Genomic DNA, 17,564 nt, shown 5'->3' with positions numbered 1-17,564 from the left:
GTGTTTGCGCCCTCTCCCTGTGGGAGAGGGTTGGGGTGAGGGCATCAGGCCGCACATTCCCCGGCAATCTCACATCAGAAATCCGCTTTCAACACCACGCGGTAGCGGGCTTTGCCGTCGCGCACGTGCTGGATCGCTTCGTTGATTTTTGACATCGGATACAGCTCGGTGGTTGGCGCCACTTTTGTGCGTCCGGCAAACTTCATCAGCTTGCGTAACTCATATGGTGTGCCGGTAGCAGAGCCGGATATGCTGCGATCGCCGCCGATCAGGGTAAACGCCGGAACCGGCAGCGGCTTCATCACCGCACCCACGGTGTGGAAGTTACCGCCGTAGGCCAGGGCTTCAAAGTACGGCTGCCAGTCGAGATCGACGTTCACGGTGTTAATGATCAGGTCAAACTGGCCTGCCAGAGCGGTGAGCGCCTGGGGATCGCGACTGTTCACCACTTTATCCGCACCCATCGCCAGCACTTCCTGCTCTTTCGCCGGGTTAGAGCTGAACGCCGTCACTTCACAGCCCATCGCGTGCAGCAGCTTGATGGCGATATGGCCCAGACCGCCAATCCCGATCACGCCCACGCGGCTGGTGGCGGTGACGTGATGCATCAGCAGCGGTTTAAAGACGGTGATACCGCCACACAGCAGCGGACCTGCGGATTCAATATCAATGCTGTCCGGCAGCGGGATAACCCATTGCCAGTCGGCGCGCAGCTTATCGGCGAAACCGCCCTTGTTCAGGATGGTCGGCGTTGCGCCCTCAAGGCAGTTGATCTGATTGCCGCTGATACAGGCGTCGCAGTGGCCGCAGCTGCGTGCCGTCCAGCCGATACCCACGCGCTGGCCCACTTTCAGCCCTTTGTCCTGCGCGGCGCTGCCGAGCGCCACGACGCGGCCAATGACTTCGTGCCCGGCCACCAGCGGATAGCTGGAGAAGCCCCATTCATTGTCGATCATCGAGAGATCTGAGTGGCAGATCCCGCAGTAATCAACCTGTACTTCGACGTCTTCCGCTTTTAGTTCGCCCGCATCGTACTCGTACAGCTCAAGTTCTGCACCCGCCTGCGGTGCGGCGTAGCTTTTTATCTTCGACATCGCTTTTCCCCTGTTTTGGTGTGAACTGTGAGTGTAGAGCATTCAGTTTACAGACGCTTAACAGAAGACGGCAGGAACAAAACTTACAGATTTTTCAGCATCCTGACTTCGCAGTCCACGTGGCCCGTGCAGCCCAGTGGCGCATCGATATGCTCAAAGCCGAGATGTTCATACAGGCCAATGGCCTCTTTAAGGAAAGCGGTGGTTTCAAGGTAGCAACGTTTAAAGCCCTGTGAGCGTGCATGTTCCAGGGCGACCAGCGCCAGCTTTTTCGCCAGGCCTTGTCCGCGTATCGTTGGCAGGAAATACATTTTCTGGAGTTCACAGATATCCGGCTCGCTGCAAAGCAGTGGGGCAATGCCGCCGCCGCCCACGACCTGGCCGTCCTGCTCGATGACCCAGTAGGCATGGCCCGGCTGGCTGTACAGCTGAAAAAGTTCGTCCAGATTTGGGTCGGCCACGGTGTAGCCTTTGTCGGCGGTCAGGCCATATTCGGCAGAAACCGTGCGGATAACGGCGGCGATAGCCGGGTTGTCCTGCTCAGTGATCCGACGCATTGTCGTCGCGACGGGGGTAATCACGCTCATAGCATTACTCATGACAAAAATTGACACACAACTGCTGTTAATAGCACCGCAGAAAGGGGAGTGCAAGCGAGGAGTTTTCAGGAAGGATACCCCTTACGCCCTGAAGCGTAAGGGGTAAAAGCATTACAGCGCCGCGATAACCGCCTGCTGCTCGATCAGTTTAGTCTTCGCATCGGCGAAGGCAACCAGACGCTCACGCTCTTTGGCGATGACCGCTTCCGGCGCGCGGGCCACAAAGCCCTCGTTCGCCAGTTTGCTTTCGATTTTGCCAATTTCCACGTCGACTTTCGCCACTTCTTTCGCCAGACGCGCCAGCTCCGCATCTTTGTCGATCAGGCCCGCCATCGGGATCAGCAGCTCCGCGCCGTCGATGATTTTGGTCACGGAAACCGGACCTTTGTCATCGGCAGGCAGCACGGTGATGCTTTCCAGACGCGCCATGGTTTTCAGGAAGGTGTTGTTCTCGGTGACGCGACGAACGGCAGCTTCGCTGCAACCGCGCAGCAGCAGCTCCAGTGGTTTACCCGGAGCGATGTTCATTTCCGCGCGGATGTTACGTACCGCAACGATCGCCTGCTTCAGCCACTCGGTATCCGCAGACGCGGCTTCATCCACTTTCGCGGCGTCGAATGCCGGGAACGGCTGGAGCATGATGGTATCGGCATTAATACCGGCAATCACCTTCACGCGCTGCCAGATGGTTTCGGTGATGAACGGAATGATCGGGTGCGCAAGGCGCAGCAGACCTTCCAGAACGGTAATCAGCGTATTACGCGTGCCGCGCAGCTCCGCCTCAGAACCGCCGTTCATGACCGGCTTCGCCAGCTCTAGGTACCAGTCGCAGAACTGGTTCCAGGTGAATTCGTACAGGATGCCTGCCGCGATGTCGAAGCGGTAGCTGTCCAGCGCGTCGCGGAATGCTTTCACCGTCTGGTTAAATTCCGCGAGGATCCAGCGGTCTGCCAGAGACAGGGTCATTTCGCCGCCGTTAAAGCCGCAATCCTGATCTTCGGTGTTCATCAGCACGAAGCGGCTGGCGTTCCACAGCTTGTTACAGAAGTTACGGTAACCTTCCAGACGCTTCATATCCCAGTTGATGTCACGACCGGTGGAGGCCAGCGCCGCCAGGGTGAAGCGCAGGGCGTCGGTACCGTGAGATTCTATCCCGTTCGGGAACTGCTTCTCGGTACGCTTGCGGATTTTCTCCGCCAGCTGCGGCTGCATCATGTTGCCGGTACGTTTTTCCAGCAGCTCTTCCAGAGAGATACCGTCCACCATATCCAGCGGGTCGATAACGTTACCCTTGGATTTGGACATCTTCTGGCCTTCGTCGTCGCGGATCAGGCCGGTCATGTAGACGGTATGGAACGGAACCTGCGGCTTGCCGTCTTCGTCTTTGATGAAGTGCATGGTCATCATGATCATGCGGGCGATCCAGAAGAAGATGATGTCGAAGCCGGATACCATCACGCTGGTTGGATGGAACTGACGCAGCGCGTCGGTGTTTTCCGGCCAGCCGAGGGTAGAGAAGGTCCACAGTGCGGAGGAGAACCAGGTATCCAGCACGTCTTCGTCCTGGCGCAGGGCAACGTCAGCGCCCAGGTTGTTTTCCTGACGCACTTCCTCTTCGGTGCGGCCAACGTAGACATTGCCTTCGTTGTCGTACCACGCCGGGATACGGTGACCCCACCACAGCTGACGGGAAATACACCAGTCCTGAATATCGCGCATCCAGGAGAAGTACATGTTTTCGTACTGCTTCGGCACGAACTGGATGCTGCCGTTCTCAACCGCTTCAACAGCCGGTTTCGCCAGCACGTCGGCACGCACGTACCACTGGTCGGTCAGCATTGGCTCGATAACCACGCCGCCACGGTCGCCGTACGGCACGGTCAGATCGTGAGGTTTAATCTCTTCCAGCAGGCCGAGTGCGTCAACGGCGGCTACGATGGCTTTACGCGCGGCAAAGCGCTCCAGCTTCTGGAACTCAGCCGGGATGTCGCTGGAATAAACGTCGGATTCGTTGCCTTTGGTGTCATACACTTCTGCGCTTTCGCGGATATCGCCGTCGAAGGTCAGAATGTTGATCATCGGAAGTTGATGACGACGACCGACTTCATAGTCGTTGAAGTCATGCGCCGGGGTGATTTTCACGCAGCCGGTGCCTTTTTCCATGTCGGCGTGTTCGTCGCCCACAATCGGAATACGGCGGTTCACCAGCGGCAGCACCACGAATTTGCCGATCAGATCTTTATAACGCGGATCTTCCGGGTTAACGGCCACGCCGGTATCGCCCAGCAGGGTTTCCGGACGGGTGGTCGCCACCACCAGGTAATCTTTACCGTCGGCGGTTTTTGCGCCGTCGGCCAGCGGATAGCGGATGTGCCACATGGAGCCTTTAGACTCGCGGTTTTCCACTTCCAGGTCAGAGATGGCTGTGCGCAGTTTCGGGTCCCAGTTGACCAGGCGCTTGCCACGATAAATCAGGTCTTCTTTGTACAGGCGCACAAAGACTTCTTTCACGGCGTTGGACAGACCTTCATCCATGGTGAAGCGCTCGCGCTCCCAGTCTACGGAGTTGCCGAGACGGCGCATCTGACGGGTAATGGTGCCGCCGGATTCTGCCTTCCACTGCCAGATTTTGTCGATGAACGCGTCGCGACCGTAGTCGTGGCGGGTTTTACCCTCTTCAGCGGCAATTTTACGCTCAACCACCATCTGGGTCGCGATACCCGCGTGGTCAGTCCCCGCCTGCCACAGGGTATTTTTGCCCTGCATGCGCTGGTAGCGGATCATGGTATCCATGATGGTCTGCTGGAAAGCATGCCCCATATGCAAACTGCCGGTGACGTTCGGCGGCGGGATCATGATGCAGAAGGACTCTTTGCTTTCGTCGCCGTTAGGCTTGAAATAGCCCTGCTGTTCCCAGTGCTCGTAAAGCGGCTGTTCGATATCGCGTGGGTTATATGTCTTTTCCATTATTTCCAGGTTGCCGTATTCAGGTTAAAACCGGCCAGGCGGTACGCTTTGTAGCGTTCGCGCGCCAGTTGTTTCAAGGATTCTTCGTAAGGGACAAAGTCTACCACTTCTGTGAAAGCGGTGGCAAAATCTGCAAAGTCTGTCCGCAGGCTAATGAGAATGTCGCGCGCGCTGCTGTTGCGTTTTTGCGGCCAGGCAATCTCCACCGGTGCCCCGCCGCGTGGACCTTCGCCCGACAGGTTATGCGGAACAAAACTCTCCGGCGGGCGCGCCCATAGCGCTTCATCCAGGCGAATCGCCTGCTGCTCATCTTCACAGGCAATCAGGACGCGTTTACCTGCGCGCCAACGTTCTGCGGCAATTTCACACACCAGCTGTTCAACGGCGCTGAGGCCATCCTGATGGGTGTCATTGTCCAGAAGGTAGAACGTTGCATTCTTCATATATGGGGCTTCTTGTCGTGGATTTAAATGCAAAGCCGGGTGGCGCTTCGCTTACCCGGCCTACGGTTGAGTGGCGTGTAGGCCGGGTAAGGCGTAGCCGCCACCCGGCGTTTTACATCACTCGTCGCCGTTAAAACCCGCACGATTGAGCAGGAACTGCGACAGCAGTGCCACCGGACGTCCGGTCGCGCCTTTGGCTTTACCGGAGCGCCATGCGGTCCCCGCGATGTCCAGGTGCGCCCAGTTGTACTTGCGGGTGAAACGCGCCAGGAAGCAGCCTGCGGTGATTGCTCCGCCAGGACGACCGCCGATGTTCGCCATGTCTGCGAAATTAGACTCCAGCTGTTCCTGGAACTCGTCCCCCAGCGGCAGACGCCACGCGCGGTCGCCGGCCTGTTCGGACGCGCCGATCAGCTCATGCGCCAGCGGGTTGTGGTTCGACATCAGGCCGGTGATGTGGTGCCCCAGCGCGATCACGCAGGCGCCGGTCAGGGTAGCCACGTCGATAACCGCTTCAGGTTCGAAACGCTCAACGTAGGTCAGCACGTCGCACAGCACCAGACGGCCTTCGGCGTCGGTGTTCAGCACCTCAACGGTCTGGCCGGACATGGTGGTTAGCACATCACCCGGACGATAAGCGCGGCCGCCAGGCATGTTTTCGCAGCCCGCCAGCACGCCGATCACGTTGATGGGCAACTGAAGTTCCGCGACCATGCGCATGACGCCGTAAACCGCCGCCGCGCCGCACATGTCGTACTTCATCTCATCCATGCCTTCTGAAGGCTTGATGGAGATACCGCCGGAGTCGAAGGTCAGCCCTTTACCGACGAGCACGATGGGTCGCGCATCTTCTGACGGATTACCCTTGTACTCAATGACCGACATCAGGGATTCGTTCTGGGAACCGTTACCGACCGCCAGATAAGAGTGCATCCCCAGCTCTTTCATCTGCTGTTCGCCGATAACGCGGGTGATGACGTTCTTGCTGTAGGCGTCAGCCAGCTGGCGCGCCTGAGATGCCAGGTACGCGGCGTTACAGATGTTTGGCGGCATATTGCCAAGATCTTTTGCCGCTTTAATACCGGCGGCAATGGCCAGACCGTGCTGAATGGCGCGCTCGCCGCTGGTCAGCTCGCGACGGGTTGGCACGTTAAAGACCATTTTACGCAGCGGGCGACGCGGCTCGCTTTTGGTGGTTTTCAGCTGATCAAAGCTGTAGAGGCTCTCTTTTGCGGTTTCGACGGCCTGGCGCACTTTCCAGTACGTGTTGCGGCCCTTAACGTGCAGCTCCGTCAGGAAGCAGACGGCTTCCATCGAACCAGTATCATTCAGTGTATTAATGGTTTTCTGAATAACCTGCTTGTACTGGCGCTCATCAAGCTCACGTTCTTTACCACAGCCAATCAGCAGAATACGCTCGGACAGGACGTTCGGAACATGGTGCAGCAACAAGGTCTGCCCTGGTTTGCCTTCCAGTTCGCCACGGCGCAGCAGGGCGCTGATATAACCGTCGCTGATTTTATCGAGTTGCTCGGCGATCGGGGAGAGTCGGCGTGGTTCAAAGACGCCCACAACGATGCAGGCACTCCGCTGTTTCTCCGGGCTACCGCTTTTTACACTGAACTCCATGCACTACGCTCCTGAATCTTAAAGACAACGGCGGCGGCTACGGATAGAATTGAAACCTTTCGTAACTCATGTCCGCCGTTGTGGTGACTTCGTGTTAATCTTACGTTACTACGGTTTCGACACGTCAATAAATGTCATGAAGCGCGAATCCGCCGGGTTTTTTAATCTTAGCGATGATTTCGACGACTCAAGAGAATAAATGACGTTTAAGCCATGAAACAAGCTAAATTCCTGCATAAGACGAGTTTTAACGGGCGTATTTAAAGTGATAATCATAAGATATCTGGTTCGGGAGACGCTGAAGAGCCAACTGGCGATCCTCTTTATCCTCCTTCTGATCTTTTTCTGTCAGAAGCTGGTCAGGATCCTCGGCGCGGCGGTTGATGGCGAAATCCCAACGAATCTGGTGCTTTCCCTGCTCGGGCTTGGCGTGCCGGAAATGGCGCAGCTTATCCTGCCGTTAAGCCTGTTCCTTGGTCTGCTGATGACCCTGGGTAAGCTCTATACCGAAAGTGAAATCACCGTGATGCATGCCTGCGGCCTCAGTAAAGCCGTACTGGTAAAAGCAGCCATGGTGCTGGCGCTGTTTACGGGCATTGTTGCCGCGGTTAACGTCATGTGGGCAGGGCCGACCTCCTCTCGTCATCAGGATGAGGTGCTGGCGGAAGCAAAAGCTAACCCGGGGCTGGCGGCGCTGGCGCAGGGGCAGTTCCAGCAGGCTACCGACGGTAACTCCGTGCTGTTTATCGAAAGCGTTGATGGCAACCGCTTCAATGACGTGTTTCTTGCTCAACTGCGCCCGAAAGGTAACGCTCGGCCTTCTGTGGTGGTGGCGGACTCCGGTCAGCTGTCGCAGCGTAAAGACGGCTCTCAGGTTGTCACGCTGAACAAAGGAACGCGTTTCGAAGGCACGGCTATGCTGCGCGACTTCCGTATTACCGATTTTCAGAACTACCAGGCCATCATTGGCCATCAGGCCGTTGCGCTCGATCCCACGGATACTGAGCAGATGGATATGCGCACCTTAATGAATACCGATACCGATCGTGCGCGTGCTGAACTGCACTGGCGTATCACGCTGGTATTCACCGTATTTATGATGGCGCTGATGGTGGTTCCGCTGAGCGTGGTAAACCCGCGCCAGGGCCGCGTGCTGTCGATGCTGCCAGCGATGCTGCTGTATCTGGTGTTCTTCCTGCTGCAAACCTCAATCAAGTCTAACGGCGGGAAAGGAAAAATTGACCCGATGATCTGGACCTGGGTCGTGAATGGTTTGTATCTGCTGCTGGCAGTCGGACTCAACTTGTGGGACACGGTGCCTGTGCGTCGTCTTCGTGCCCGGTTTACGCGTAAAGGAGCCATCTAATGCAGGCGTTTGGCGTACTTGACCGCTATATCGGTAAAACGATTTTCACCACCATCATGATGACCCTGTTCATGCTGGTGTCGCTCTCGGGCATTATCAAATTTGTCGACCAGCTGAAAAAAGCCGGGCAGGGGAGTTACGACGCGTTGGGCGCCGGGATGTATACCCTGCTCAGCGTACCAAAAGATGTGCAGATCTTCTTCCCGATGGCGGCCCTGTTGGGGGCGCTGCTGGGCCTGGGGATGCTGGCTCAGCGTAGCGAGCTGGTGGTGATGCAGGCATCGGGTTTTACCCGTATGCAGGTTGCGCTGTCGGTGATGAAAACCGCGATCCCGCTGGTGCTGTTGACCATGGCGATTGGCGAATGGGTCGCGCCACAGGGCGAACAGATGGCGCGTAACTACCGTGCTCAGGCTATGTACGGCGGTTCACTGCTCTCCACGCAGCAGGGATTATGGGCGAAAGATGGTCAGAACTTTGTCTATATCGAACGCGTGAAAGGGGACGATGAACTGGGCGGCGTGAGTATCTATGCCTTCAATAACGATCGTCGTTTACAGTCGGTGCGTTATGCCGCCTCCGCTAAATTTGATGCGAACAACAAGCTGTGGCGGTTATCCCAGGTTGATGAATCTGACCTGACGAACCCGAAACAGATCACCGGTTCGCAGACCGTTAGCGGTACCTGGAAAACCAACCTGACGCCGGACAAGCTTGGGGTGGTTGCGCTCGATCCCGATGCGCTCTCCATCAGCGGTCTGCATAATTACGTGAAGTATCTGAAATCGAGCGGACAGGATGCGGGGCGTTACCAGCTCAACATGTGGAGCAAAATCTTCCAGCCGCTGTCCGTGGCCGTGATGATGCTGATGGCGCTATCGTTCATCTTTGGACCGCTGCGTAGCGTGCCGATGGGGGTTCGCGTGGTAACCGGTATCAGCTTTGGTTTTGTGTTCTACGTCCTCGATCAGATTTTCGGTCCGCTGACGCTGGTGTATGGCATTCCGCCAATTATCGGAGCACTGTTGCCGAGCGCCAGTTTCTTCCTGATCAGCCTCTGGATGCTGCTAAAACGCTCCTGATAAACCTTCTTCCTCGCTCCCGGTTGCCCGGGGGCGAGGCTAATCTCCTGTTTCACTCCGCACTTTTTCTCACAACCTTCAACGCCTCGCCGTGAATTTGAGTATTATTGAGCGATAAAGTCGTGAAGGGATCCTCTATGAAGCAAATTCGAATGCTGGCCCAGTACTACGTCGACCTGATGATGAAGCTCGGGCTGGTGCGTTTTTCCATGCTGCTGGCGCTGGCGCTGGTCGTTCTGGCCATCGTCGTGCAAATGGCCGTGACCATGGTTCTGCATGGTCAGGTCGAGAGCATCGACGTGATCCGCTCTATTTTCTTTGGCCTGCTGATTACCCCATGGGCGGTCTATTTTCTCTCCGTGGTGGTTGAGCAACTGGAAGAGTCCCGACAGCGTTTATCGAAACTGGTGGATAAGCTGGAAGAGATGCGCGAGCGCGATCTCAAACTCAACGTCCAGCTCAAGGACAACATTGCCCAGCTGAATCAGGAAATTTCAGACCGTGAGAAGGCGGAAGCCGAGCGTCAGACCACGCTTGAGCAGCTAAAAGTTGAGATGAAAGAGCGTGAAGTGACGCAGATCCAGCTTGAACAGCAATCCTCTTTCCTGCGCTCGTTCCTCGATGCGTCGCCGGATCTGGTGTTCTACCGTAATGAAGATAAAGAGTTCTCCGGCTGTAACCGGGCCATGGAACTGTTGACCGGGAAAAGCGAAAAGCAGCTGATCCACCTGAAACCTCAGGATGTCTATTCCGAAGAGGCGGCAGCAAAAGTGATGGAGACGGATGAAAAGGTCTTCCGCCATAACGTTTCGCTGACCTATGAGCAGTGGCTGGACTATCCTGACGGGCGCAAAGCCTGCTTTGAGATCCGCAAAGTGCCTTATTACGACCGGGTGGGGAAACGTCATGGTCTGATGGGCTTTGGCCGCGATATCACCGAGCGTAAGCGCTATCAGGATGCGCTGGAGCGCGCCAGCCGGGATAAAACCACCTTCATCTCCACCATCAGCCATGAACTGCGCACCCCGCTGAATGGCATTGTGGGGCTGAGCCGCATTCTGCTGGATACCGAGCTGACCAGCGAGCAGGAAAAATACCTGAAAACGATCCACGTCTCGGCGGTCACGCTGGGCAATATCTTCAATGATATTATCGACATGGATAAGATGGAACGCCGTAAAGTTCAGCTCGACAACCAGCCGGTTGATTTTACCGGTTTCCTCGCGGACCTGGAAAACCTGTCAGGTTTACAGGCTCAGCAAAAAGGGTTGAGCTTTGTGATGGAGCCAACGCTGCCGTTGCCGCATAAAGTGGTGACGGACGGCACACGTCTGCGGCAGATCCTGTGGAACCTCATCAGCAACGCCGTGAAGTTTACCCAGAAGGGGCAGGTTGCGGTGCGCATTCGCTATGACGAAGGCGACATGCTGCACTTTGAAGTTGAGGACTCGGGTATCGGCATTCCTCAGGAGGAGCAGGATAAGATCTTCGCCATGTATTATCAGGTTAAAGACAGCCACGGCGGTAAACCGGCGACCGGTACGGGCATTGGACTGGCGGTGTCGAAACGTCTGGCGAAAAGTATGGGCGGGGATATCACCGTTGCCAGCCAGCCGGGTAAAGGCTCCACCTTTACGCTTACCGTCCACGCGCCTGCCGTGGCGGAAGAGGTGGAAGATACGTTTGAGAACGACGATATGCCGCTGCCAGCCCTGCACGTCCTGCTGGTGGAAGATATTGAGCTGAACGTCATTGTCGCCCGGTCGGTACTGGAAAAACTCGGTAACAGCGTGGATGTGGCGATGACCGGGAAAGCCGCGCTGGAGATGTTCACGCCGGGCGAGTATGACCTGGTGCTGCTCGATATTCAGCTACCGGACATGACCGGGCTGGATATCTCCCGCGAGCTGACGCGCAAATATGCTCCTGACGAGCTGCCGCCGCTGGTGGCGTTGACCGCAAACGTGTTGAAAGATAAAAAAGAGTATCTCGAGGCCGGTATGGACGATGTGCTCAGCAAGCCGCTGGCGGTACCCGCCCTGACGGCGATGATCAAGAAGTTCTGGGATACCTGTGATGAAGAGGAGAGCACCATGACGTCTGTTGATAGCGCTAAAGCCCAAACGATACTGGATACCGCCATGCTGGAGCAGTATATCGATCTGGTGGGACCAAAACTGATCACCGATGGCCTCGCCGTGTTCGAAAAAATGATGCCGGGCTATCTGAACGTGCTCGAATCCAACCTGACGGCGCGTGACCAGAAGGGCATCGTCGAAGAGGGGCATAAAATCAAAGGCGCGGCAGGATCTGTCGGGTTACGCCATCTCCAGCAGCTGGGCCAACAGATTCAGTCTCCTGATTTACCTGCCTGGGAAGATAACGTAGGTGATTGGGTCGAAGAGATGAAACAAGAGTGGCAAAACGATGTGGCAGTGCTGAAAGCCTGGGTGGATGCCAGAAAAAAATGACCCCGGCTATACCGGGGTGCGCGAATACTGCGCCAACACCAGGGAAATCGTGGCTGCGCCTGATTTTTATGGGTTGTTTTCGCATGGACGCCGCCTGAAAATTGAGGCCGCACGCAGATAAGATAGCAAATCTTAAACAGTTTGTTACATGAATCAGTGAAATGTGTGAAGCATAGCGTTTTAATCAGAATTTTTAATGTGCTTCAGCGAGTTGCATAGAAGGATCGTCAGAATGAAAAAGATTGGTGTCGTGCTGAGCGGATGTGGTGTTTACGATGGTTCAGAGATACATGAAACCGTATTAACGCTGCTGGCATTATCGCGCCAGGGGGCAGACGTTATCTGCTTCGCCCCGGATAAAACCCAGGCAGACGTGATTAATCATCTCACCGGCGAGCCAATGGCGGAAAGCCGTAACGTGCTGATTGAAGCGGCGCGTATTGTGCGCGGCGATATTCACCCGCTGGCACAGGCCGATGCCGCTGAGCTTGATGCGCTCATCGTGCCGGGCGGTTTTGGCGCGGCGAAAAACCTGAGCACGTTTGCAACGGAAGGCACGGCGTGTCATGTCGATCCCGATTTGAAAGCGCTATCGCTGGCGATGCATGCGGCAGGTAAGCCGCAGGGCTTTATCTGCATTGCGCCGGCCATGCTGCCGAAAATTTTTGATTTCCCGCTGCGGCTCACGATCGGAACCGACATTGATACCGCTGAGATTGTCGAGGATATGGGCGGTGAACACGTGCCATGTCCGGTAGACGACATTGTGGTGGACGAGGACAACAAGATCATCACCACGCCAGCGTATATGCTGGCGCAGAACATCGCCGAGGCTGCCGCAGGCATTGAAAAGCTGGTGGACAGAGTGCTGGTCCTGACCGAATGAGTCGTAAATTCTCCCCCGGCGGGTGGTTAAAACGGATCCTGCTGCGTATTGTGCTGGTCCTGGCTGTGTTCTGGGGCGGCGGTATTGCGCTGTTCAGCATCCTGCCCGTCCCGTTCTCGGCCGTGATGGCAGAGCGGCAGATTAGCGCCTGGCTCTCTGGGGATTTTGGCTATGTTGCCCATTCTGACTGGGTCAGCATGGATGCCATCTCCCCGTGGATGGGGCTGGCGGTCATTGCGGCAGAAGATCAGAAATTCCCGGAGCACTGGGGTTTTGACGTGGCGGCTATCGAGAAGGCGCTGGATCATAATGAACGTCATGAAAACCGCGTCCGCGGCGCGTCAACGCTTTCTCAGCAGACGGTAAAAAACCTGTTCTTATGGGACGGTCGCAGCTGGGTGAGAAAAGGGCTGGAGGCCGGGCTGACGCTGGGGGTCGAGACGGTGTGGAGCAAAAAACGCATTTTAACCGTCTACCTGAATATCGCGGAATTTGGTGACGGCGTATTTGGTGTCGAAGCGGCATCGCAGCGCTATTTTGGCAAGCCCGCCAGCAGGCTGACTATGTCCGAAGCGGCACTGCTTGCCGCCGTGCTGCCGAACCCGCTGCGTTTTAAGGCCAGCGCCCCGTCAGGCTACGTGCGAAGCCGCCAGGCGTGGATTATGCGCCAGATGCGTCAGCTGGGTGGGGAAGGGTTTATGGAGCGAAATAATCTTAGGTAGGGCGGGTAAGCGCAGCGCTACCCGCCGACATGGCGAACGTTAGTCTTCGTCAAACCCGGCGTTGAACAGGGCAATCACTGCCGCCAGCGCTTCTTCTTCCTGCGGGCCGGTGGCTTCAACTTCAATCTGACGGCCTTTGGCAGAATCCAGCATCAGTAGCGCAATCACGCTGTTGGCTTCTGCCTCGGTTCCCTCGTCGTTGCGCAGCAGCACCTCAGCATCAAAACCCTGCATCAGTTCAAACAGCTTCATCGCCGGGCGCGCATGCATGCCCAGCTTGTTGGTGATTTCGACGGTCTGTTTTACGGTCATGTTTTGCGTTTTTCCAGCGTGCGATGGCGGGACTGAACGTTCTTCCCGCGTGAGCGGAAGTAATCGGCCAGCTGTTCGGCAATGTAGACCGAACGATGTTTACCGCCGGTACAGCCAATCGCCACCGTCAGGTAGCTGCGATTGTTTGTTTCCAGCATAGGTAACCATAGCTCAAGGTAGCTTCGCGTCTGGTAGATAAAATTGTGTACTTCTGTGTGTCTGTCGAGGAACGCCGCCACCGGCTTATCCAGACCGGTCATCGGACGCAGTTTCGGATCCCAGTGTGGGTTCGGCAGGAAACGCACATCAAAAACGTAATCCGCATCGATAGGTATGCCGTGCTTAAAGCCGAAGGATTCAAACACCATCGTCAGTTCGCGCTCGCGCTTGCCGAGTAAGCGCGTACGCAGCATTTCCGCCAGCTCGTGGACGGACATTTCGGAGGTGTCGACAATCAGGTCGGCCCGGGAACGCAGCGGCTCAAGCAGATCGCTCTCTTTATCGATGGCGCTTTCCAGCGAAAGATTTTTACTGGAGAGCGGATGCAAACGACGTGTATCGCTGTAGCGACGGATCAGCGTGTTGCGGTCAGCGTCCAGGAACAAGAGCTGAGGCGAGAAGCATTCCGGCAGGCTGTTCATTGCCTGCTCGAAGATTTCCGGCGATTCCGGCATGTTACGCACGTCGATACTGACGGCGGCAGAGATTTGCCTGTCCGCCAGCGTCCGCGCCAGATCGGGTAACAACACTACCGGCAGGTTATCTACACAGTAAAATCCCATGTCTTCCAGCGCGCGCAGGGCCACGGACTTCCCGGACCCCGAACGACCGCTGACGATCATCAGCACCATGTTCCGTTTCTCCTCAGGGCAGCCGTTCTGAAGGCCCTTTCCCGATTATGCCTCATCCTGATTGCCTTCTGCTTCAGTGATAATTTGATAAAGCTCTTCATCACTTTGGGCTGAGCGCAGTCGACGACAAATGGTTTTATCCGCCAGACGTTTGGCAACCAGCGACAGCGTGTGCAGGTGGGTTTTGGTCTGATCGGCAGGAACCAGCAGCGCGAAAAGCAGATCCACAGGCTGGTTATCGATGGCGTCAAAAGCGATAGGCGTTTCCAGTTGCACAAACACCCCCACGGCACGCAGCGTATCTTCTTCCAGCTTGCCATGCGGGATCGCAATGCCATTGCCGATGCCGGTACTGCCCATTTTTTCACGGGTCAGAATGGCTTCAAACACGATCTGCGGCGGCAGACCCAGCTGTTTTGCGGCCAGCTCACTGATGATTTCCAGCGCACGTTTTTTGCTCTGGCAGTGAACGCCACTGCGGGTACAATCCTGGTTAAGGACATTGCTCAGTTGAAGAGCGGAATCGTTGTTTATCATAATTTCACCTAAGCGCTAACTGTACAAATGGCCTGTTGTGTTTCACAACAGGCCGTCCTGCACCCGTTAACTGCCCGGACAATTAGTGTTGTTTCAGTTTATCTTTATGTTTATTGAGCTGTCTCGCAAGCTTATCAATCAAGCCGTCGATAGCCGCGTACATGTCTTGCCCTTCCGCACTGGCATGGAGTTCCCCTCCGTTGACGTGCAGGGTCGCATCCGAGATATGCGTCACTTTCTCCACTTTCAACACAACATAGACCTGGTTGATCCTCTCGAAATACTGCTCGAGTTTCGCAAACTTAGTGTTTACAAAATCGCGTAAAGCCTCAGTAATCTCGACGTTATGTCCGGTGATATTGAGCTGCATAGTGTCTTCCTTATCGGTTGTGTCAAACCAGTTGTTTACGCTGGTTAGACGGCGGAATGGATAAAGACTCTCGATACTTCGCGACAGTACGACGTGCCACCATAATACCCTGATCGGACAGCATGGTGGTTAACTTACTGTCACTGAGTGGCTTCGCGGGGTTCTCCGCGGCGATCAACTTCTTCACCAGTGCGCGAATAGCCGTTGACGAGGCCTCGCCGCCGCCTTCGGTGTTCACGTGGCTGGAGAAGAAATACTTAAGCTCAAAAATACCGCGTGGGCTGTGCAGATATTTCTGCGTGGTCACGCGGGAAATGGTTGATTCATGCATCTCGACGGCCTGGGCGATGTCCGCCAGCACCATCGGTTTCATAAACTCTTCGCCCTGCTCAAAGAACGCCTGCTGCTGTTCGACAATACAGCGGCTGACGCGCAGCAGCGTGTCATTACGGCTCTCCAGGCTCTTGATCAACCAGCGTGCTTCCTGAAGGTTGCTGCGAATGTATTGATTATCAGCGTCGTTACGGGCGCTGGTGCACATGGAGGCGTATTGCTGGTTGATTTGCAGGCGAGGAATGCTGTCGGCGTTCAGTTCAACGACCCACCGGCCATTGTGTTTTCTCACCAGCACATCGGGGATGACATATTCCGGTTCGCTGGTCTGGATCGACTGCCCCGGACGCGGATCGAGCGACTGGATCAGATTCACCGCTTCCTTCAGCACCTCTTCTTTCAGGCGTGTGACGCGCATCAGGGTGCGGAAGTCGTGATTCGCCAGGAGATCCAGATGATCGCTGATGATGAGCCGGGCTTCGTCAATCCACGGTGTCTCTTTGGCAAACTGCGAAAGCTGGATCAGAAGGCAGTCGCGCAGATCTTTCGCGGCGACGCCAATCGGGTCGAAACGCTGAACGCGTTTCAGGACGGCTTCGATCTCTTCCAGTTCAATCTCGTCATCGCCGATGCTTTCCAGAATCTCGTCCAGCGTCACGGTCAAATAGCCCGTGTCGTCAACGGCATCGACAATCGAGGTGGCAATGGCGCGATCGGTATCGGAGAAAGGGGTCAGCTCTACCTGCCACATCAGGTAGTCCTGAAGCGACTGGGTGGTTTCGCCCTGGTAGACCGGGAGTTCATCGTCCTGGTAGTCTGCGCGCGTCCCGGAAGGGGTACCCGCGGTGTAGATTTCGTCCCAGCTGGCATCCAGCGGCAGTTCGTCCGGCATCTCTTTCTGTTCAAGCGCATCTACGGAGTCGAGCGTTTCTGTGTCCTGCGTCTGCTGGGCGTCTACCTCGTCATGAAGATCGGTTTGCTCCAGCAGCGGATTGCTGTCCAGCGCCTGCTGGAGCTCCTGCTGGAGTTCTAACGTGGACAGCTGCAACAGACGGATTGCCTGCTGTAGCTGCGGCGTCATGGCCAGTTGCTGGCTGAGCCGTAATTGCAAACCTTGCTTCATGTTCAGAGCGTTTTTCTCCGGTTCGGCGTGACTTAACCTCTACCCTATCAGAGTCTGAAGTCTTCCCCAAGGTACACGCGCTTAACATGCTCATCTTCGAGGATTTGCTGCGGCGTACCGTGGGCAATCAGATGGCCCTGGCTCACTATGTAGGCGCGCTCACACACGGCCAGCGTTTCACGAACGTTGTGGTCCGTGATCAGTACGCCAAGCCCGCTGTCGCGCAGGTGCTCAATGATACGTTTGATATCGATAACGGAGATGGGGTCAACGCCCGCAAACGGTTCATCCAGCAGGATGAATTTTGGGTTTGCTGCCAGCGCGCGCGCAATCTCAACGCGGCGGCGTTCACCACCGGACAGCGCCTGGCCGAGGCTGTCACGCAGATGTTCGATATGAAACTCTTCCATCAGCTCGTTCGCACGGTCAGTGCGCTGCTCGCTGGTCAGATCGTCACGGATCTGGAGCACGGCCATCAGGTTGTCGAACACGCTTAAGCGGCGGAAAATAGACGCTTCCTGCGGCAAATAGCCGATGCCACGACGCGCGCGGGCATGAAGCGGCAGCAGGCTGATATCTTCATCATCGATGATGATGTTGCCGGCGTCACGCGGGACGATGCCCACCACCATGTAGAAGGTCGTGGTTTTACCCGCCCCGTTAGGGCCAAGCAAACCCACGATTTCGCCGGAGTTGACGGTCAGACTGACATCTTCGACGACGCGGCGGCCCTTATACGCTTTCGCGAGGTTTTTTGCAGTTAAAGTTGCCATAACGAA

The 17,564-nt window shown here is 56.1% G+C and carries 16 protein-coding genes; 5 read left to right on the top strand and 11 right to left on the bottom strand.

Annotated elements, in window-relative coordinates:
- Nucleotides 1-74: 74 nt before the first annotated feature.
- The 5 genes from SK50_RS22090 to pepA all read right to left on the bottom strand — a co-directional run bounded on the left by SK50_RS22090 (nt 75) and on the right by pepA (nt 6,732).
- Nucleotides 75-1,094, bottom strand: a complete 1,020-nt coding sequence (locus tag SK50_RS22090; RefSeq protein WP_015571992.1) for an NADPH-dependent aldehyde reductase Ahr — start codon at nt 1,092-1,094, stop codon at nt 75-77.
- An 83-nt stretch (nt 1,095-1,177) separates the two neighbouring features.
- Nucleotides 1,178-1,681 carry a GNAT family N-acetyltransferase gene (locus SK50_RS22085; RefSeq protein WP_017693907.1) on the bottom strand — a complete coding sequence of 168 codons (504 nt, stop codon included), beginning with the start codon at nt 1,679-1,681 and terminating at the stop codon, nt 1,178-1,180.
- A gap of 123 nt (nt 1,682-1,804) precedes the next feature.
- Nucleotides 1,805-4,660 carry a valine--tRNA ligase gene (locus SK50_RS22080; RefSeq protein ID WP_017382726.1) on the bottom strand — a complete coding sequence of 952 codons (2,856 nt, stop codon included), beginning with the start codon at nt 4,658-4,660 and terminating at the stop codon, nt 1,805-1,807.
- Entirely contained in the window at nt 4,660-5,103 is a 444-nt protein-coding gene (gene holC, locus SK50_RS22075) for a DNA polymerase III subunit chi (RefSeq protein WP_003861884.1), read from the bottom strand. The genes SK50_RS22080 and holC overlap by 1 nt, the downstream gene beginning before the upstream one ends.
- Nucleotides 5,104-5,220: 117 nt before the next feature.
- A complete protein-coding gene (pepA, locus tag SK50_RS22070; protein ID WP_003861882.1) occupies nt 5,221-6,732 on the bottom strand; it encodes a leucyl aminopeptidase in 1,512 nt (503 codons plus the stop codon).
- Nucleotides 6,733-6,997: 265 nt separating this feature from the next.
- Between pepA and lptF the strand changes: the two genes are divergently transcribed.
- The 5 genes from lptF to mtgA all read left to right on the top strand — a co-directional run bounded on the left by lptF (nt 6,998) and on the right by mtgA (nt 13,259).
- Nucleotides 6,998-8,098 carry an LPS export ABC transporter permease LptF gene (gene lptF / locus SK50_RS22065; RefSeq protein WP_003861881.1) on the top strand — a complete coding sequence of 367 codons (1,101 nt, stop codon included), beginning with the start codon at nt 6,998-7,000 and terminating at the stop codon, nt 8,096-8,098.
- A complete protein-coding gene (gene lptG / locus SK50_RS22060) occupies nt 8,098-9,180 on the top strand; it encodes an LPS export ABC transporter permease LptG (protein ID WP_001147540.1) in 1,083 nt (360 codons plus the stop codon). Before lptF ends, lptG begins: the two co-directional genes overlap by 1 nt.
- A gap of 137 nt (nt 9,181-9,317) precedes the next feature.
- Nucleotides 9,318-11,651 (top strand): aerobic respiration two-component sensor histidine kinase ArcB, encoded by a 2,334-nt coding sequence (gene arcB, locus SK50_RS22055; RefSeq protein ID WP_017382727.1) that lies wholly within the window; start codon nt 9,318-9,320, stop codon nt 11,649-11,651.
- A 232-nt stretch (nt 11,652-11,883) separates the two neighbouring features.
- Nucleotides 11,884-12,537, top strand: coding sequence for an isoprenoid biosynthesis glyoxalase ElbB (elbB, locus tag SK50_RS22050; RefSeq protein ID WP_015571987.1), 654 nt, complete (start codon nt 11,884-11,886; stop codon nt 12,535-12,537).
- On the top strand, nt 12,534-13,259 hold the full coding sequence (gene mtgA / locus SK50_RS22045; RefSeq protein WP_015571986.1) for a monofunctional biosynthetic peptidoglycan transglycosylase: 726 nt from the start codon (nt 12,534-12,536) through the stop codon (nt 13,257-13,259). Before elbB ends, mtgA begins: the two co-directional genes overlap by 4 nt.
- Nucleotides 13,260-13,298: 39 nt before the next feature.
- Here mtgA and npr read toward each other — a convergent pair whose 3' ends face one another.
- The 6 genes from npr to lptB all read right to left on the bottom strand — a co-directional run bounded on the left by npr (nt 13,299) and on the right by lptB (nt 17,558).
- Nucleotides 13,299-13,571: a PTS phosphocarrier protein NPr gene (npr, locus tag SK50_RS22040; protein WP_003861872.1), complete on the bottom strand. Its 273-nt coding sequence runs from the start codon at nt 13,569-13,571 to the stop codon at nt 13,299-13,301.
- Nucleotides 13,568-14,422 carry an RNase adapter RapZ gene (gene rapZ / locus SK50_RS22035; protein ID WP_003861870.1) on the bottom strand — a complete coding sequence of 285 codons (855 nt, stop codon included), beginning with the start codon at nt 14,420-14,422 and terminating at the stop codon, nt 13,568-13,570. Before rapZ ends, npr begins: the two co-directional genes overlap by 4 nt.
- A 45-nt stretch (nt 14,423-14,467) precedes the next feature.
- Nucleotides 14,468-14,959, bottom strand: a complete 492-nt coding sequence (ptsN, locus tag SK50_RS22030) for a PTS IIA-like nitrogen regulatory protein PtsN (protein ID WP_003861869.1) — start codon at nt 14,957-14,959, stop codon at nt 14,468-14,470.
- Nucleotides 14,960-15,041: 82 nt separating this feature from the next.
- A complete protein-coding gene (gene hpf, locus SK50_RS22025; RefSeq protein WP_003861866.1) occupies nt 15,042-15,329 on the bottom strand; it encodes a ribosome hibernation promoting factor in 288 nt (95 codons plus the stop codon).
- 22 nt (nt 15,330-15,351) lie between these two features.
- On the bottom strand, nt 15,352-16,785 hold the full coding sequence (rpoN, locus tag SK50_RS22020) for an RNA polymerase factor sigma-54 (RefSeq protein WP_003861864.1): 1,434 nt from the start codon (nt 16,783-16,785) through the stop codon (nt 15,352-15,354).
- 47 nt (nt 16,786-16,832) lie between these two features.
- Nucleotides 16,833-17,558, bottom strand: coding sequence for an LPS export ABC transporter ATP-binding protein (gene lptB / locus SK50_RS22015; RefSeq protein ID WP_003861862.1), 726 nt, complete (start codon nt 17,556-17,558; stop codon nt 16,833-16,835).
- Between the last annotated feature and the right edge of the window lie 6 nt (nt 17,559-17,564).

The organism is Enterobacter sp. BWH64 (assembly GCF_001037645.1).
GTDB lineage: Bacteria > Pseudomonadota > Gammaproteobacteria > Enterobacterales > Enterobacteriaceae > Enterobacter > Enterobacter hormaechei_C.
This window is presented reverse-complemented; position numbering and strand designations above follow the sequence as displayed.

Coding starts and splice junctions, on each gene's coding strand:
- SK50_RS22090 (WP_015571992.1), bottom strand. CDS start 1,094: ATGTCGAAGATAAAAAGCTACGCCGCACCGCAGGCGGGTGCAGAACTT.
- SK50_RS22085 (WP_017693907.1), bottom strand. CDS start 1,681: ATGAGCGTGATTACCCCCGTCGCGACGACAATGCGTCGGATCACTGAG.
- SK50_RS22080 (WP_017382726.1), bottom strand. CDS start 4,660: ATGGAAAAGACATATAACCCACGCGATATCGAACAGCCGCTTTACGAG.
- holC (WP_003861884.1), bottom strand. CDS start 5,103: ATGAAGAATGCAACGTTCTACCTTCTGGACAATGACACCCATCAGGAT.
- pepA (WP_003861882.1), bottom strand. CDS start 6,732: ATGGAGTTCAGTGTAAAAAGCGGTAGCCCGGAGAAACAGCGGAGTGCC.
- lptG (WP_001147540.1), top strand. CDS start 8,098: ATGCAGGCGTTTGGCGTACTTGACCGCTATATCGGTAAAACGATTTTC.
- arcB (WP_017382727.1), top strand. CDS start 9,318: ATGAAGCAAATTCGAATGCTGGCCCAGTACTACGTCGACCTGATGATG.
- elbB (WP_015571987.1), top strand. CDS start 11,884: ATGAAAAAGATTGGTGTCGTGCTGAGCGGATGTGGTGTTTACGATGGT.
- mtgA (WP_015571986.1), top strand. CDS start 12,534: ATGAGTCGTAAATTCTCCCCCGGCGGGTGGTTAAAACGGATCCTGCTG.
- npr (WP_003861872.1), bottom strand. CDS start 13,571: ATGACCGTAAAACAGACCGTCGAAATCACCAACAAGCTGGGCATGCAT.
- rapZ (WP_003861870.1), bottom strand. CDS start 14,422: ATGGTGCTGATGATCGTCAGCGGTCGTTCGGGGTCCGGGAAGTCCGTG.
- ptsN (WP_003861869.1), bottom strand. CDS start 14,959: ATGATAAACAACGATTCCGCTCTTCAACTGAGCAATGTCCTTAACCAG.
- hpf (WP_003861866.1), bottom strand. CDS start 15,329: ATGCAGCTCAATATCACCGGACATAACGTCGAGATTACTGAGGCTTTA.
- rpoN (WP_003861864.1), bottom strand. CDS start 16,785: ATGAAGCAAGGTTTGCAATTACGGCTCAGCCAGCAACTGGCCATGACG.
- lptB (WP_003861862.1), bottom strand. CDS start 17,558: ATGGCAACTTTAACTGCAAAAAACCTCGCGAAAGCGTATAAGGGCCGC.